17 protein-coding genes are annotated in these 16,537 nt (G+C 64.5%); 14 read left to right on the top strand and 3 right to left on the bottom strand.

The features are described from left to right. The first annotated feature begins 18 nt into the window (after positions 1-18). Positions 19-606: a GNAT family N-acetyltransferase gene (locus tag NKI37_RS20420; RefSeq protein WP_023726144.1), complete on the top strand. Its 588-nt coding sequence runs from the start codon at positions 19-21 to the stop codon at positions 604-606. 21 nt (positions 607-627) lie between these two features. Next, positions 628-1,161: a GNAT family N-acetyltransferase gene (locus NKI37_RS20415; protein WP_023726145.1), complete on the top strand. Its 534-nt coding sequence runs from the start codon at positions 628-630 to the stop codon at positions 1,159-1,161. An 11-nt stretch (positions 1,162-1,172) separates the two neighbouring features. On the opposite strand, the gene NKI37_RS20410 is transcribed toward NKI37_RS20415, so the two are convergent. Next, positions 1,173-2,036 (bottom strand): endonuclease/exonuclease/phosphatase family protein, encoded by an 864-nt coding sequence (locus NKI37_RS20410; protein ID WP_023700238.1) that lies wholly within the window; start codon positions 2,034-2,036, stop codon positions 1,173-1,175. A gap of 167 nt (positions 2,037-2,203) precedes the next feature. On the opposite strand from NKI37_RS20410, the gene obgE reads away from it, so the two are divergent. From obgE to NKI37_RS20385, 5 genes are all read left to right on the top strand, one after another. Beyond that, a complete protein-coding gene (gene obgE, locus NKI37_RS20405) occupies positions 2,204-3,235 on the top strand; it encodes a GTPase ObgE (protein WP_023668691.1) in 1,032 nt (343 codons plus the stop codon). A 2-nt stretch (positions 3,236-3,237) separates the two neighbouring features. Then, positions 3,238-4,416 (top strand): glutamate 5-kinase, encoded by a 1,179-nt coding sequence (gene proB, locus NKI37_RS20400; RefSeq protein WP_023684120.1) that lies wholly within the window; start codon positions 3,238-3,240, stop codon positions 4,414-4,416. Positions 4,417-4,419: 3 nt separating this feature from the next. Continuing rightward, on the top strand, positions 4,420-5,706 hold the full coding sequence (locus NKI37_RS20395) for a glutamate-5-semialdehyde dehydrogenase (RefSeq protein WP_352787076.1): 1,287 nt from the start codon (positions 4,420-4,422) through the stop codon (positions 5,704-5,706). A 203-nt stretch (positions 5,707-5,909) separates the two neighbouring features. After that, on the top strand, positions 5,910-6,542 hold the full coding sequence (locus NKI37_RS20390) for a nicotinate-nucleotide adenylyltransferase (RefSeq protein WP_023700240.1): 633 nt from the start codon (positions 5,910-5,912) through the stop codon (positions 6,540-6,542). Positions 6,543-6,616: 74 nt separating this feature from the next. After that, positions 6,617-7,897 carry an MFS transporter gene (locus NKI37_RS20385; protein WP_352787075.1) on the top strand — a complete coding sequence of 427 codons (1,281 nt, stop codon included), beginning with the start codon at positions 6,617-6,619 and terminating at the stop codon, positions 7,895-7,897. A gap of 10 nt (positions 7,898-7,907) precedes the next feature. Here NKI37_RS20385 and NKI37_RS20380 read toward each other — a convergent pair whose 3' ends face one another. Continuing rightward, positions 7,908-8,762: a mechanosensitive ion channel family protein gene (locus tag NKI37_RS20380; RefSeq protein ID WP_352787073.1), complete on the bottom strand. Its 855-nt coding sequence runs from the start codon at positions 8,760-8,762 to the stop codon at positions 7,908-7,910. A gap of 241 nt (positions 8,763-9,003) precedes the next feature. Between NKI37_RS20380 and rsfS the strand changes: the two genes are divergently transcribed. The 5 genes from rsfS to NKI37_RS20355 all read left to right on the top strand — a co-directional run bounded on the left by rsfS (position 9,004) and on the right by NKI37_RS20355 (position 14,096). Then, the gene (rsfS, locus tag NKI37_RS20375; RefSeq protein ID WP_023668698.1) at positions 9,004-9,381 is read left to right on the top strand and encodes a ribosome silencing factor; all 378 of its coding nucleotides are present in this window, start codon (positions 9,004-9,006) and stop codon (positions 9,379-9,381) included. Positions 9,382-9,443: 62 nt separating this feature from the next. After that, the gene (rlmH, locus tag NKI37_RS20370) at positions 9,444-9,926 is read left to right on the top strand and encodes a 23S rRNA (pseudouridine(1915)-N(3))-methyltransferase RlmH (protein ID WP_023815253.1); all 483 of its coding nucleotides are present in this window, start codon (positions 9,444-9,446) and stop codon (positions 9,924-9,926) included. Positions 9,927-10,048: 122 nt separating this feature from the next. Further along, positions 10,049-11,407: a murein hydrolase activator EnvC family protein gene (locus tag NKI37_RS20365; protein WP_352787071.1), complete on the top strand. Its 1,359-nt coding sequence runs from the start codon at positions 10,049-10,051 to the stop codon at positions 11,405-11,407. Position 11,408: 1 nt separating this feature from the next. Beyond that, positions 11,409-12,734 (top strand): S41 family peptidase, encoded by a 1,326-nt coding sequence (locus NKI37_RS20360; RefSeq protein ID WP_023668701.1) that lies wholly within the window; start codon positions 11,409-11,411, stop codon positions 12,732-12,734. A 180-nt stretch (positions 12,735-12,914) separates the two neighbouring features. After that, a complete protein-coding gene (locus tag NKI37_RS20355; protein WP_352666434.1) occupies positions 12,915-14,096 on the top strand; it encodes a divergent polysaccharide deacetylase family protein in 1,182 nt (393 codons plus the stop codon). A gap of 19 nt (positions 14,097-14,115) precedes the next feature. On the opposite strand, the gene NKI37_RS20350 is transcribed toward NKI37_RS20355, so the two are convergent. Next, positions 14,116-14,433 (bottom strand): DUF8220 family protein, encoded by a 318-nt coding sequence (locus NKI37_RS20350; protein WP_502896289.1) that lies wholly within the window; start codon positions 14,431-14,433, stop codon positions 14,116-14,118. A 189-nt stretch (positions 14,434-14,622) separates the two neighbouring features. Between NKI37_RS20350 and NKI37_RS20345 the strand changes: the two genes are divergently transcribed. Together NKI37_RS20345 and alr are read left to right on the top strand one after the other, a co-directional pair. Next, positions 14,623-15,135 carry an RNA pyrophosphohydrolase gene (locus NKI37_RS20345; protein ID WP_023693158.1) on the top strand — a complete coding sequence of 171 codons (513 nt, stop codon included), beginning with the start codon at positions 14,623-14,625 and terminating at the stop codon, positions 15,133-15,135. A gap of 271 nt (positions 15,136-15,406) precedes the next feature. Beyond that, positions 15,407-16,516, top strand: a complete 1,110-nt coding sequence (gene alr / locus NKI37_RS20340) for an alanine racemase (protein WP_352666431.1) — start codon at positions 15,407-15,409, stop codon at positions 16,514-16,516. Positions 16,517-16,537: the final 21 nt, after the last annotated feature.

Genomic DNA, 16,537 nt, shown 5'->3' with positions numbered 1-16,537 from the left:
TTGCCTGGAGGACGTCGAATGGTTGCCGAAGCGGAAGACACCGAAGACGAAAGTTACGCGATAGATTGCCCGGTGCTGGCCACGGAGCGGCTGGTGATGCGCGCTCCCCGCGAAGCCGATATCGGGCAACTGGTCGAGCTTGCCGACAACCGTCATGTCGCCGAGATGCTGGCCCGCATGCCGCACCCCTATGGCGAGGCCGAGGCACGCGCCTTCCTGGCCATGACCCGGTCGCGCCGGGCCGGCATCGCCTACGCCCTGACGCTCGCCGGCACCGACATTTTCGTCGGCTGCGCCGGCCTCAACATGACCGATCGCGGGCTGGAACTCGGCTACTGGATCGGCGAGCCCTATTGGAAGCGCGGCTATGCGACGGAGGCCGCGCACGCGTTGGTCGACCTCGCCTTCCAACGGACGTCGATCCAGGTGCTGCAGGCTTCGACGCGGGTGATCAATCCGGCCTCGCGCCGGGTCATCCACAAATGCGGCTTCCAGTATGCCGGCCAGGGCATGCTGAACTCGATCGTCGCCGGCCAGGTGCCGGTCGAGCGGTACCGGCTGGACAGAAAGACCTGGATCAGCCTGCGCAACTGGGTCCACTTCTGATGGTTTGTTCCGATCAAGCCGATGGCCGATTATAGCAACGATATCGAAGCAGTCACGATTGCGCCGATGACGCCGCGCGATGTCGAGAGTTTTCACCAGGCGCTCGACATCGTTGCGCGTGAGCGGAAGTACCCGTCTTTCCTGGAAGCGCCGCCGCTCGATCAAACCCGAACATTCATAGTGGACCGCATCGGGAGAGGCGACCCAGGGTTCGTGGCGGTTGTTCGTGGCGAGGTTGTCGGTTGGTGCGATATCTCACGGCATGACCGGCAGATACATGCTCATCGCGGCACCCTTGGAATGGGAATTGTGCCGGACTATCGAGGACGTGGTCTGGGACTGCGGCTTATCAATGCCGCCTTGACGGAAGCACGCAACATCGGCTTCGTCCGCATCGAGCTTTCCGTGCATTCCGACAATGCCCGCGCCATCTCCCTCTACTACAAGGTCGGGTTTGTCACCGAGGGTGTGCAGCGTGACGCGGTCAAGATCGACGGCCGATACGTCGATGCGATCATGATGGCGATCGTCGACCGCAAAAACGCCGGCAGATGAACAATCGCCGGTCAGCCCATCTCGACCCAAATCGGGAGATGGTCCGAGCCGACCGCTTCACGGTCGACCCACAGGCGCTTCAGCGATCCGGCGAGCGAGGCCGAGGTGAAGATGTAGTCGATGCGTTTGTGGCGGCTTGTGTCTTCGGGTCGCGTGGGATCGACCCAGGTGACGACGTCTGGTGTGTTCAGGCGCTGGGCGACGTCGACGGCGAGATCGGCGGTCAGCGGCATGCCGAATTCATGGTCCGGGCGGCCGACGAGTTCGACATATTCGGGCGAGCCGGGCAGCATGTTGAAGTCGCCCATGACTATGAAGGCTTCGGGATAGGGCAGGTCCGGCAGGCCGATCTCGGGAATGCCGGAGAGACCGCCGCCCTCGAAGGCATAGTTCAACAGGCGCTGGCGCAGGAACCTGATCTGGCTGGCGCGCTCAACCGGACTGCGATGGTCAAGATGCGTGGAATAGAAGCGGATGAAGCCGAGCGGGGTCTCGACCAGCGCCTCGAGTGCGCCGCGCTGGAAGTTCATCGCCTCAAGGCTGCGGCTGCGCGGCAAAAGCAGATTGCGCGACAGATGGATCGGCGTCTTCGACAGCACCATGTTGCCGAGCTGGAAAGTGGTGGTGATGGCGCGGCCGGCCTCCAGGCGCGAGCCGACATTGACCTCGAAATTGCTGCCGTAGGCGGCAAAATATTCGGGCAGCGCCTCGCCGATCTCGGCGACCATGTCGCGGTTGCCGTTCCTCGGATTGTTGCGGGTCACTTCCTGCAGCGCGATCACGTCGGCGCCGCGAACCGCCTCGGTGATGCGGCCGAGATCGTAGCGGCCATCCAGACCGATACCGTACTGGATGTTGTAGCTCACAACCTTCATTCCCGCGCCCCTCAAGCTCCGTCCGCGAACACTGCTACCGCGTCCCCGACAAAAGGGCATCCGGCGCTTTAGTCGCAAAACGGCCTCGCCCTTGGCCGCGCCTTGGTTTAGAGCAAGGCGCAAGATCTAGAGCAAAGCCGCAAGGCCAACAGAAACTGCGTAGTCCAATGAAATTTCTCGATCAAGCCAAGGTTTATATCCGCTCCGGCGACGGTGGCGCCGGCTCTGTGTCGTTCCGGCGCGAAAAATTCATCGAGTTCGGCGGCCCGGATGGCGGCGACGGCGGCCGCGGCGGCGATGTCTGGCTGGAAGCGGTCAACGGTCTCAACACGCTGATCGACTATCGCTATCAGCAGCATTTCAAGGCCAAGACTGGTGTCCACGGGATGGGCCGCAACATGACCGGCGCCAAGGGCGCCGATGTGACGCTCAAGGTGCCGGCCGGAACCCAGGTGTTTGCCGAGGACAATGAGACGCTGATCTGCGACCTGACCGTGGTCGGCCAGCGCTTCCTGCTGGCCAAGGGCGGCAATGGCGGTTTCGGCAACCAGCATTTCAAGACCTCGACCAACCAGGCGCCTCGCCGCGCCAATCCCGGCCAGCCCGGCGAAGAGATGAATGTCTGGCTGCGGCTGAAGCTGATTGCCGACGCCGGCCTGGTCGGGCTGCCCAATGCAGGCAAGTCGACTTTTCTGGCAACCGTCACCGCGGCCAAGCCGAAGATCGCAGACTACCCCTTCACCACGCTGCATCCCGGCCTCGGCGTTGCCCGCATCGATGCGCGCGAATTCGTCATCGCCGACATTCCGGGCCTCATCGAGGGCGCGCATGAGGGTGTCGGCATCGGCGACCGCTTCCTCGGCCATGTCGAGCGCACGCGTGTACTTCTGCACCTGGTCTCGGCGCAGGAGGAAAACCCGGGCAAAGCCTACAAGACCGTGCGCGCCGAGCTCGACGCCTATGGCAATGGGCTGATCGAGAAGGTCGAAATCGTCGCGCTCAGCCAGGTGGATATCCTCGACGCCGATGAGCGCAAGAAGAAGGTTGCGTCCCTCAAACGCGCTGCCGGCCGCGCGCCGATGCTGCTGTCGGCGGCCACCGGCGAGGGCGTCGAAGCGGTGCTGCGCGCGCTGATGGCAGTTGTCGGCGAAGCGCGCGACAGGGCTGCCGCTCCCGTCGAGACCCGCTGGGACCGATAGCGATGACGGCGCAGTCGCTGACAAAATACCGGCGCATCACGGTCAAGATCGGTTCGGCCTTGCTGGTCGACCGCACCAGCGGCCTGAAGCGCGACTGGCTGGCTTCGCTTGCCGAGGATATTGCGGTGCTGGCCAATGGCGGCGCCGAGATCCTGGTCGTGTCGTCCGGCGCCATTGCGCTCGGCCGCACCATTCTCGGTCTCGGAAAACGGGCGCTGAAGCTCGAGGAGAGCCAGGCGGCGGCCGCCGTCGGGCAAATTGCGCTCGCCGGCGCATGGTCGGATGCGCTGGGCAAGGGTGCGCTGAAATCGGGCCAGATCCTGCTGACGCTCGGCGACACCGAGGAGCGCCGACGCTATCTGAATGCCCGCGCGACGATCTCGACGCTGCTCAAGATGAAGGCGGTGCCGGTCATCAATGAGAACGACACGGTAGCGACCTCCGAAATCCGCTATGGCGACAATGACCGGCTGGCGGCACGCGTGGCGACGATGATGGGCGCCGACCTGCTGGTGCTGCTCTCCGACATTGACGGGCTCTATACGGCGCCGCCGGCGCGCGATCCCGATGCAAAATTCATTCCGGTGGTCGACCGCATCACGCCCGATATCGAGGCTATGGCCGGGGCGGCCGCATCCGAACTGTCGCGCGGCGGCATGCGAACCAAGCTCGATGCCGGCAAGATCGCCACCGCCGCCGGCACCGCCATGATCATCACCTCGGGCACCAGGCTGTCGCCACTGATGGCGATCGAGCGTGGCGAGCGCGCCACCTTCTTCAGGCCGAGCGCCAATCCGGTGAAAGGCTACAAGACCTGGATCGCCGGCCAGCTCGAACCGGCCGGGCGGCTCACCGTCGACGCCGGCGCCATCGGTGCGCTACTGTCCGGCAAATCGCTGCTGCCGGCGGGCGTCAGGCTGGTCAGCGGCAATTTCTCGCGCGGCGACACGGTGGCGATCCTGTCGCCCGAAGGGCGCGAGATCGCGCGCGGGCTGGTTGCCTATGATGCCGCCGATGCCGTAAGGATCGCAGGCCTGAAGACCGCCGAGATCGAAACCGTGCTCGGCTACGAGGCGCGCTCGGCGATGATTCACCGCGACGATCTGGTGGTGAGCGATCCGGGTGACCAGATACGGGCTGCCGGCCAGGTATGGGCCGGGGGCGAGGTAAGCGGAGGATGAGACATGCTGAAGTTGCATGAACAATCCGGGGATGACACCGTCGCGCTGATGGCTGATATCGGCCGCCGCGCCCGCGCGGCCGCCCGACCGTTGGCCATTGCGACCGCCGCCGCCAAGAATGCCGCGCTTCTCGCCATGGCCGACGCGATCATCGCGCGCCAGCAGCAGATTCTCGATGCCAACGCCATCGATGTCTCTAACGGACACGAATCGGGATTGTCCGGCTCGTTCATGGACCGGCTGAAGCTCGATCCGGCGCGCACCCGTGCCATGGCGGATGGCATCCGTGAAATCGCCGAGCTCAGGGACCCGGTCGGCGATGTGATCGCGGCCTGGGATCGCCCCAACGGCCTGCAGATCGAGCGCGTGCGCACGCCGCTCGGCGTTGTCGGCGTCATTTATGAAAGCCGGCCGAATGTGACGGCGGATGCCGGCGCGCTCTGCCTCAAGGCCGGCAATCCGGTGATCCTGCGCGGCGGCTCGGACTCGCTCAATTCGTCCGCCGCCATTCATGCCTGCCTGGTCGAGGGGCTGAAGGCCGCCGGCCTGCCGGAAGACGCCATTCAGCTGGTGCCGACCACCGACCGCGCCGCCGTCGGCGAGATGCTGAAAGGGCTTGGCGGCAATCTCGACGTCATCATTCCGCGGGGCGGCAAGAGCCTGGTCGGGCGCGTCCAGAGCGAGGCGCGGGTGCCGGTCTTTGCCCATCTTGAAGGCATCTGCCATCTCTACATCGACCGCTCGGCCGATCTCGACATGGCGGTCAGGATCGCCGTCAACGCCAAGATGCGGCGCACCGGTGTCTGTGGCGCTGCAGAGACTTTGCTGGTCGACCGCGCGGTGGCCTCCACACATCTGGTGCCGATCCTCGACGCGCTACGCGCCGCCGGCTGCGAGATCCATGCCGATCAGGAAGTGATGAAGCTGTTCTTCGACGCCAAGCCGGCGACCGATGCCGACTGGGTGACCGAATATCTCGACGCCATCATCGCGGTAAAACTGGTCGACGGGATTGCCGGCGCCATCGACCATATCGAGACGTTCTCCTCACACCACACAGAGGCGATCATCGCCGAGGATGCAAAGGCTGTGCAGCGCTTCTTCAGCGAGATCGACTCGGCGATTCTCCTGCACAATGCCTCCACCCAGTTCGCCGATGGCGGCGAGTTCGGCATGGGCGCCGAGATCGGCATCGCCACCGGCAAGATGCACGCGCGCGGACCGGTTGGTGTCGAGCAGCTGACCTCGTTCAAATACCGCGTGCGCGGGTCGGGACAGGTGAGGCCTTGAATCATTCGCGTCAGGGCTTGAGGCATTGAGCCCAGACACCCCCCTCTGTCCTGCCGGACATCTCCCCCGCAAGGGGGGAGATCAGCTTTTTCTTCCGCTTTCGCCAATCACTAACGTTGCAAGAAAAGTGCCTTTGCCGGAGCTGCTGATCTCCCCCCTTGCGGGGGAGATGCCCGGTAGGGCAGAGGGGGGTGCCTAGCACCATGCTGTCGTCCCTTCAGCCCGCCATCCCCTCGCACTACCTCCGCATGCCGCATGCCGAGAAAGGCCTCGCCGTCGGCCTGTTCGGCGGATCGTTCAACCCGCCGCATGCCGGCCATGCGCTGGTGGCGGAAATTGCCTTGCGGCGCCTCGCGCTCGACCAGCTCTGGTGGATGGTCACTCCAGGCAATCCGCTGAAGAGCACGAGGGAATTGGCGCCGCTGAGCGATCGGCTGCTGCAGTCGGAGCAGATCGCCAAGAACCCGAAGATCAAGGTCACCGCCTTCGAGGCGGCGCATCATATTCGCTTCACCGCCGACACGCTGGCGTTGGTCAAGGCACGCAATCCCGGCGTCGATTTCGTCTGGATCATGGGCGCCGACTCGCTTCGCGATTTCCACCGCTGGCAGCGCTGGCGCCAGATCGTCATGACCTTCCCGATCGCCGTCATCGACCGCCCGGGCGCGACGCTGTCCTTCCTGTCCTCGGTCGTGGCCAAAACCTTCGACTATGCCCGCGTCGACGAGGGTGACGCGCCCCGGCTCGCCCGCATGAAGGCGCCGGCCTGGACTTTTATTCACGGCCCGCGTTCGTCGCTGTCATCGAGTGCTATTCGCAAGCAAGCCAAGGGGTAACTCCGTAAGACCAGATCGCCGATGTCGCTTTTACGGCGGCCTTTCGCGATTGGCTGGGCGATGCTGCGCTGGATATGGCCACTTCAGTGAACCAGACCGACATCGGCCCCAATCATGGCGCCCCGCCGGCGCCCGTGATCGCCATTGCCAGCGTAATCGTGTCGATGGCGCTGATCGCGGTCGGCAACGGGTTGATGTTCGCCTATATCCCGGTCCGGCTTGGCGTCGAGCGCTTCGATCCGACCTGGGCCGGGCTGATCATCACCGGCCTGTCTGCCGGCGGACTTGCCGGCTGTATCCTGACCGGGCCGCTGGTGCGCCGCGTCGGGCACGCCCGCGCCTTCATGGTGCTGTCGGCGCTGATAGCGCTGTCGAATGCCGCCATTGGCGCCGGCACCTACCCGCTGCTGTGGATCGCGGCGCGCGCGCTTTACGGTTTTGCAATATGCGGCCTGTTCATCGTCGCCCAGAGCTGGCTCAACGATGCCGTCGCAAACGCCATTCGCGGCCGGGTGATGGCGGTGTTTTACGTCGCCTATGTCGCCGGACTTGGCGTCGGCTATGCCCTGCTGGCGGCGGTCGACATCGCGACGGCGCAGGCGCCGCTGATCGGCATTGCCTTCACCGCAGTGTCGATCCTGCCGGTCGGCATGACGCGGTTGGCTCAACCGCCGCCACCTCGCGCAGCCTCCGTGGCGCTTGGCCGCGCCTGGCGGATCTCGCCGGTCGGCGTGGCCGGCATGCTGGCCGTCGGCGGTCTGTCGATGGCGATCGCCGGGTTCGCACCGATCCATGCCACGGCCAAAGGCTATAGCCAGGCCGATGTGGCGCTGCTTTTGTCGGCGATGCCCGTCGGCACGCTGATCCTGCAGATACCGCTCGGCTGGATTTCCGACCGTACCGATCGCCGTTACGTGCTGGCCGGCGCTGCGGCACTGGCCATCGTCGCCGGTATTCTGGCTATCGGCTTTGACGGTGGCGCTCTGGCGGTGCTGGTGGTGATCTATGTGATCTGGGACGGCGCTTCGGAATCGATCTATTCGCTGGCCAGCGCACACGCCGCCGACCGCGCCGGCAAGGACGACATGGTGGCGCTTTCGAGTTCGCTGCTGTTTGCGTGGTCGCTGTCGGGCTTCATCGTGCCGGGCATCGTGACGGCCCTTTCGGCTGTCTATGGCACGCAGGCCTTCATCTATGTGGCGATCATCATCGCCACCGTGTTCTGCCTGTTCGTGCTGTGGCGGGTGGCGACGACACGGGCCGTCCCCGCCACGGAAACCGGCAGTTTCGCGCCGATGTCGGCGCAGGCGCCATTGCCGGTAGAGCTCGCCTTCGCGCCGGAAGAGCAGCGCTGACGTTGCTTCGCTATTGCCTGGTCGCGGAAGGCTCCTGCCGCACCCCGGGCGGCGGCGCCGGTACCGAGATGGCCTCGGCGTCGAACGCCTGCTTGACGCGTTTGGTGAGATCGATCTGGGTGGCGAAGAAATCCGCCGCCGTGGTCCAGTAGCGCAAGGTGATGGCGACGCTGGCATCGCCCACCGTGGCGACGAAGGCGATCGGCGCCGGCTCTCGCTTGACGCGGCGCTCGCCGCCGGCAACGCCCAGCATGGTTTTCTGCGCCAGGTCGATGTCGTTCCAGGAGCCGATGCTCAGCGTGATGTCTCCGCGGCGCACACCGTTGCGGGTAAAATTGCGCACCGGCTGGTTCCACAGCGTCGAATTGGGCGCCAGCACATAGACGCCGTCTGTCGTGCGGAGCTTGGTGGCGAACAGGCCGATTTCCTCGACGGTGCCGGAAATGGCGCCGACCTCGACATATTCGCCGATGCGGAATGGCCTGAGCGCCAGAAGCATGATGCCTGCGGCGATGTTCTGCAGCGTGCCTTGCAGCGCCAGGCCGATTGCCAGCCCGATGGCGCCGATGGCGGCGATGATCGAGGCCGTCTGAACGCCGAACTGGCCGAGCACCATGATGACCACCAGGATCAGGATGGCGTAGCGCACGATCTTCGAGAAGAAATGGCGCAGCGTCGCGTCGAAACCATGGATATGGCCGAGGCCGGCTGAGATCGATCGTTCTGCGAGCCCGGCGACGAGATAGCCGACGACCAGCAGGATGATGGCGCCGATGGCGGAGAAGGAATAGGAAACGATCAGTGTGCTGAGTTGCGCAAGGCCAGCCTGCACGGTGAGCAGCGTGTTCTGGGGGTCGATTGGCATCAGGAAAATCCGTTTGGGGGGTGTGCCGATAACCCCTGCCGCGGCCATGGGTTCCGATTTTTCTCAAGGCTCCGGAACCGGAAGTCGTGCACTGCGTTCGCGGTGGCAGGGCCTCCCGTCTTGAAACTGCAAGGGAACTCTGCCTATCTATAGGGTGTCACCTGATTTCGTGGGTGATTTGGTTGTTCTTGCTGCGAAAGGAAATACACTGAGAACAGCATTGCGGAAGAAGGCTGACATCATGCCTTCGCCGGCCAGGATCAGCGTAGATGACGCCGTGTCCCGTGCCATCAAGACAGTCCTTGCCAGTCTGGAAGACTCCAAGGCCGAAAATATTGTCTCAATCGACATTCAGCGGAAATCGAGCCTCGGCGACTATATGGTCATCGCGTCGGGCCGGTCGCACCGTCATGTCTCGGCTGTCGCCGACCACCTGCTCAAGGCGCTCAAGGATGCCGGTCTCGGCACGGCGCGCGTCGAGGGGCTGTCCGGCGCCGACTGGGTCCTGATCGATTCAGGCGACATCATCGTCCATGTCTTCCGCCCAGAAGTCCGCGAATTCTACAATCTTGAAAAGATGTGGCAGGCGCCGGACCTCGAGGAAGAGACCTTGCACTGAGCTTCGTCTCATGTCGTAACCATCCTGGGTGCGACATGGATTGAAAGCTCGCCGAGGCAGGGATGAAGATAGCAGTTCATGCCGTGGGCCGGATGAAGGCCGGCCCCGAGAGAGAGCTCGCCGACCGCTATTTCGAGCGTTTCGCCAAGAGCGGCCCGGCGATCGGGTTCGAATTCTCTGGTGTCGCCGAGATCGCCGAGGGACGAGCCCAGAACGCTAATGAGCGCCGCCGCGAGGAAGGCCAGAAGCTGCAGGCACAGCTGCAGCCGGGCACGGCGCTGTTCCTGCTCGACGAACGCGGCAAAAACCTGTCCTCAGACGATTTCGCCAGCCGTATCGGCCAGCTGCGCGATGGCGGACGCAAGGCGTTGGTCATCGCCATTGGCGGCGCCGACGGGCACGACCAGTCGGTTCGCGATCAGGCTGAGCTGATGGTCTCGTTCGGCGCGGCGACCTGGCCGCACCAACTGGTGCGTGTCATGCTGGGCGAGCAGCTCTATCGGGCGGCAACGATTCTTTCGGGACATCCCTACCACCGTTCGTAAATCAGTGGGTCGAGGGTCAATCGTCCGGATTTCCGCCCCAATGCGCGGCTGTTTTGTGCTAGGCTTCGGTTCGATCATGGTTGATGGTTCGTTAACGAAGCCACGCATAGAGTCGGGCTTCAATGGCTGACAACGGGAAATCACGAACGGGCTTCCGGCACGCGCGCTGCGGCATCGCTGCGGCGGTGGTTTTGCTGTCGCTCGGGCTTGCACGGGCCGAAAATACGCTGGACGTGGCGCCCGACCCCGATCTGAGCCGTGCCGAATATGAGAAGGTGTCGGCCGAGATCACGCTGTCGTCCGAACGGCTGGCCAAGCTCGCCGCCGACATTGCTTCGGTCAAGAAGGACCATGCCTCGATCACCGCGGCGCTTATCCAGTCGGCTATGACCGAGCAGAAGCTCGGCCAGGACATCGAGGATATCGGCGCCAGGCTCGAAGGACTGAAGGGCGAGGAACAGAAGATCCGTGTCTCGCTGGCGGCGCGGCGCGACGTGCTGGCCGAGGTGCTGGGGGCGCTGCAGCGCATGGGGCTCAATCCGCCGCCGGCGATCCTGGTCAAGCCGGAAGACGCGCTGTCGTCGGTGCGCAGCGCCATCCTGCTCGGCGCAGTGGTGCCGGAACTGCGCCAGCAGACCGACAAATTGCTGGCCGACCTCAGGGAACAGACCCGGGTGACGGGCTCGATCGAGGCCGAGCGGACGCGGCTGACGGCGGCGGTCGGCGAGCAGACGGCGGAAAAGAAACGCCTCTCCATGCTGCTCGAAGCCAAGCAGAAGCTCGAGGCGGACACCTGGACGGCGATGGCCGCTGAAAAGCAGCGGTCCCAGGCGCTTGCGGCCAAGGCCGGCAGCCTGAAAGAGCTGATCGCTTCGCTTGAAGCCGACGAGAGCCGCAAGGCGGCGGATGCCGTCAAGGCAGGCGAACAGAAAGCGGCCGACAGCGATAAGCCGGACGCCGATAACGCCGATGCAGGCACAACCGCGTCGACGGAGCTGGCTTCGCTGCCCGTGCCGGAAGGCAACCGCCTCACCGCCGCCGCGCCGTTTTCGGCACTTCAGGGACAAGTCTCGCTGCCGGTCACCGGCAAGATCAAGCTGCGTTTCGGGGCCGATGACGGTAACGGCGCGGTGATGCTTGGCGACATGGTTGCGACACAATCGGGAGCCATCGTCACGGCACCGGCGGACGGAAATGTGCTTTATGCGGGGCCTTTTCGCTCCTATGGTCAACTCTTGATCCTCAATGCGGGAGACGGCTATCATGTCGTCCTGGCGGGGATGAGCAGAATCAGCGTCGCGTCTGGCCAGTCGGTGCTCGCAGGAGAGCCGGTCGGCGCGATGGGAGAGGCCCGGGTGGCAAGCACCTCGGCCTCGAAGAATGGAAATGCCACGCCGGAACTCTATGTCGAGTTCCGCAAGGATGGAAAACCCGTCGATCCGACCCCATGGTGGGCGGACCGCTTCTCTGGAAGGACGTGAAATGATGCGGAAACTGTCGCTTCTTATTGCCGGTGCGCTGATGGGCGCGTCAGCGATGAGCCTGGTCTATGGCGCGCCCGGCTCGACGGCGAACGCTGCAGGCTCCGAGACCTACAAGCAACTGGCGATCTTCGGCGACATCTTCGAGCGCGTGCGGGCGCAGTATGTGACGCCGCCGGACGACAAGTCGCTGGTCGAAAACGCCATCAACGGCATGCTCACCTCGCTCGACCCGCACTCCTCCTACATGAATGCCGAGCAGGCGCAGGACATGCGCGTGCAGACCAAGGGTGAGTTCGGCGGCCTCGGCATCGAGGTCACCATGGAGAACGACTTGGTCAAGGTGATCACGCCGATCGACGACACCCCGGCTGCCAAGGCAGGCGTGCTGGCCGGCGACTATATCGCCAAGATCGACGGCCAAGAGGTTCGCGGCCTGACGCTCAACGATGCAGTCGAAAAGATGCGCGGCCTGGTCAACACGCCGATCAAGCTGACCATCCTGCGCCAGGGCGCCGACAAGCCGATCGAGCTGACGGTGGTGCGCGATATCATCAAGGTCAAGGCGGTCAAGTTCCGGGTCGAGAACGACATCGGCTACATGAAGATCACCTCCTTCACCGAAAAGACCTATGACGACCTCGAGAATGCCATCGACACCATCAAGAAGCAGGTGCCGAACGACAAGCTCAAGGGCTATGTGCTCGATCTCAGGCTCAACCCGGGCGGCCTGCTCGACCAGGCGGTGAGCGTGTCCGACGCCTTCCTCGACCGTGGCGAGATCGTCTCGACCCGCGGCCGCGACCCGAAGGACGTCACACGCTTCGACGCCAAGGCAGGCGACGACATCGGCGCCAAGCCGCTGATCGTGCTCGTCAATGGCGGTTCGGCCAGCGCCTCCGAGATCGTCGCCGGCGCGCTTCAGGACCTGCGCCGCGCCACAGTGGTCGGCACGCAGTCGTTCGGCAAGGGCTCGGTGCAGACCATCATCCCGCTTGGCGAGAACGGCGCGCTGCGCCTGACGACGGCGCTCTATTACACGCCGTCCGGCAAGTCGATCCAGGGCAAGGGTATCACACCCGATATCAAGGTCGACCAGCCGCTGCCGCCCGAACTGCAGGGCAGGGACCTGACGCGCGGCGAATCGGACCTCAAGGGCCATATCAAGGGCGCCGACGAGAGCGATACCGGCTCGGGCTCGGCTGCCTATGTGCCGCCGGATCCGAAGGACGATCTGCAGCTGATCTATGCCGAACAGCTGCTGCGCGGCCAGAAGACCGATCCGGCATTCCCGCCGAATCCGGAGAAGGCAGTGCTCAACCAGTAAAATCGACCGGTAGCTCTGGCTGCCCAATCGAAGCGATGCAATGCTGCCGGGACCGTGAGGTTCCGGCAGTTTGATTCGGGGGCAGCTGGGCGCTGTGCCTCAAAGGCGCAGGGGACGCGCCGTCAGTTTTGGATCTGCGCATGGCGAAGATTTCGCTGATCACGCGCCGGGGGATGCGGCTTGGCTGACATCGGCAAGGACATCGAACGCCCGCTCGGACAGACCGTCCGACCGCGTGCCGCGTCGCGCGGGATCAGCGCTGGCGCCGTCGCGGCGACGCTGGTCGTGCTGGCCGCGGTCGGCATCTCCGGCGCGATCGCGCTGCGCGAGAAGCCGTTCCGCAAACCGGAAGCAATCGCGGTCTCGACGCCGAAGGTGACGGCGGCGGCCGAGCCCGCGGCCGCAGCGCCCACTGCTCAAGCGACGGCGGCAGCGCCGAAGGCGGAAACGCCCAAGGCCAGCGGTCCGCAGATCATCCATGTGCAGTCCCAGGAGGGTGACGGCCCGCCCAATGCAGCCATCGTCATCCACGACCCGTCGACGATCGGCCAGAACCTGAAGATCGCGCATATCCCCGACAGGGCGCTGATCGAGGCCAGCGACACCGGCCCGTTGCCGGTTCGCGCCGCTGACGGCCGGCGGCCGTTCGATGTCTATGCGCGGCCGTGGTCGGGTTCGCGTGGCGCTCGAGTGGCAATCGTCATCGGCGGGCTTGCCGTGTCGCAGACCGGCACGCAGGCGGCGATCGCCAAGCTGCCGGCCGAAGTGACGCTGGCTTTTGCGCCGCAAGGCAACAGCATCGGCCGCTGGATGCAGGCGGCACGGCAGAGCGGGCATGAGGTGGTCATGCAGGTGCCGCTCGAACCGTTCGACTATCCCAACGTCAATCCCGGCCGCAACACGCTGACAGTGGCGGCAAGCCCGGACGACAATCTGAAGAATCTGCGCTGGGCGCTGTCGCGGACCACCAACTATACCGGCGTCATGAACTATATGGGGGCGCGCTTTTCGGCCGACGCGACAGCGATGGGGCCGTTCATGGCCGAACTCGGCAAGCGCGGCCTTGCCTATATCGATGACGGCTCGTCCGCACGGAGCCTGGCGTCCGATCTCGCCTTGAAGGACGGTGTGCCATTCGTCGCCGGCGATACGGCAATCGACGCTGTGCAGGACCGCGGCGCCATCCTGAAAAAGCTCGACGCGCTGGAAGCGACCGCGCGTGCGAAAGGCTCCGCCGTCGGCATCGGCTCGGCTTTCGACCTCACCGTCGACACCGTGGCGTTCTGGGCGGTCGAAGCGAAAAAGCGCGGCATCGAGATCGTGCCGATCTCGGCGGTGGCCATCGACCCGGAAAAGGGCTGACCGGCGCTTGTGGCGATTTTCAACGATGCCGAGAAAAGAGCTCTCTCTGGGCCTGATTGATTGAACCATCATCCCAGTCGACCTCGCGCTTTGATTGCGGGATGTGTCTCCGCCGATATTCGTTGTTGTAGAACAGGGTGCCGTGGATTCCGAGCACATCGCGTTTCAGGATGGGACGACCCCAAAGCGGCGCCAGCACGCGACCTGCCTCGTCTTCACCAAGCCGCTCAAATAAATCTTCGGCCAGTTCCATGTCTCTTCCATCCGGGAAGATGGCGGCGTACTCCTCCTCTGTTGCCTCGAACACGCTGAAGGTTGCGTTCAAGGCGCCGTCGATGATTTGAATTCATGGAATTACTCTGCCATTCGACCGCAACGGCGGCAACGGGGCTGGGTGGCAGTGACTGGAACGAACCCACGTTTTCCGCTTCCGGGGCAAGCCTACTTTGAGTACGCTCCGCTCCGGTTCTCGAAATCATTCGCCACTGCCTCGCCGGAGCGAATCTCAGAACGGCTTTAAACTCCGATGGCTAAAAAGATCGATCCCGAGACGCTGCCATACCGCCCCTGTGTCGGGCTGATGATCCTCAATGGCGACGGGCTGGTCTGGGTCGGGCACCGCATCGCCGAACCGGACAGCGAATTTGCCGGGACCACGCAGCTCTGGCAGATGCCGCAAGGCGGCATCGACGAGGGCGAGGAGCCGCTGCAGGCGGCCGGGCGCGAGCTCTATGAAGAGACCGGCATGCGCTCGGTCACGCTGCTGGCCGAGGCGCCGCATTGGATCAACTACGACCTGCCGCCCGATCTGGTCGGCATCGCCCTCAAGGGCCGCTATCGCGGCCAGACGCAGAAATGGTTCGCCTACCGCTTTCACGGCGAGACCAGAGAGATCCAGATCAATCCGCCGCCAGGCGGCCACACCGCCGAATTCGATGAATGGGCATGGCGGCCGATGCAGGACCTGCCCGATCTGATAGTGCCGTTCAAACGCAAGGTCTATGAGGATGTGGTGGCGGCGTTCCGTCATCTTGCCTAGCTGGATGTGACGGTTCGCACGGCACCTGATTCGTGCTTTATTGATCGGGACACCCGCAGCCACGAGACCCATATGAACGACGCCGGGCAATGGCCTCTTAGCGCAGCGTATGGGCTGCCCCTCACCCGCCTGCCGGCTTTCGTCACTCGAAAAGCCAAGCAGTTGGCTTTTCGTCCGCTTTACGCCGACCGCTCCTCAACTCCCCGTATAAGGATAGGGAGAGATATCCGGCAGGACAATGAGGGGCAGCGCCGACTTCAGCGGGTCTGCGATGCATAAAGCCAAAGATACCATCAGCGAAGCGGCGGCCGGCGCCATTCTCACCATCGATCTCGGCGCTATCCGAGAGAATTACCGGCGGCTCAAGGCAAAGCTCGGCGGCGTGCGCTGCGCCGGCGTCGTCAAGGCCGACGGTTACGGGCTCGGCGCGCGGCAAGTGGCGGCGGCACTGGTTGCCGAAGGCTGCGACAGCTTCTTTGTCGCGCATCTCACCGAGGGTGTCGCGCTGCGCGACGCACTCGGACCGAAGCTGGAAATCCATGTGCTGAACGGGCTGCCGCCGGGCTCGGAACCCGAAGCGGTGGCTGCCGACCTTGTTCCCGTCATCAACAGCACCGGGCAACTGAAGGCGTGGAGCAAAGCCGGCCAGAAGGCCGGCCGCAAGCTCAAGGCCGCCATCCAGGTCGACAGCGGCATGTCGCGGCTGGGCATGGCGCCGGCAGAGGTCGAGGCGCTTACGGCCGATGCTTTCGCCGGCGTCGATGTCGTTCTCGTCATGAGCCATCTGGCCCGTGCGGACGAACCGACCAATGCGGCCAATGACGCGCAACTCAGGGAGTTCGAACGGCTGCGCAAAATGCTGCCCAAGGCGCCGGCGTCGCTGGACAATTCTTCCGGCATCTTTCTTGGGCCGCGCTATCAGTACGACCTCGCGCGTCCGGGCGCTGCGCTCTACGGCATCAATCCGACGCCTGATGAGGCGAACCCGATGCTGCCGGTGGTGCGGCTCGAGGCAAAGATCATCCAGACACGCGGCATCGATAAGGGCGCGGGCGTCGGCTACGGACATGCGTTTCTGGCCAGCGGTCCCTTGCGCGCGGCCACGATCTCGCTCGGCTATGCCGATGGCTGGCACCGGCGCGCGGCTTCGGCTGCCTGGCTCGACGGCGTGCGACTGCCCTTTGTCGGGCGGGTGTCGATGGATTCGATCATACTCGACATCTCGGCCCTGCCGGCCGGCCGGCTGCGCGAGGGCGACCTTGTCGAACTCCTAGGCCCCTCGCAGAGCGTCGATGACGCCGCCGGTCATGCCGGCACGATCGGTTATGAAATCCTGACCAGTCTCGGCCCCCGCTTCCACCGCCGCTATATCAACGAATAGAGCCGCGACACGCCGCCCCTT

It is taken from the genome of Mesorhizobium sp. M0626, assembly GCF_040320665.1.
Taxonomy (GTDB): domain Bacteria; phylum Pseudomonadota; class Alphaproteobacteria; order Rhizobiales; family Rhizobiaceae; genus Mesorhizobium.
This window is presented reverse-complemented; position numbering and strand designations above follow the sequence as displayed.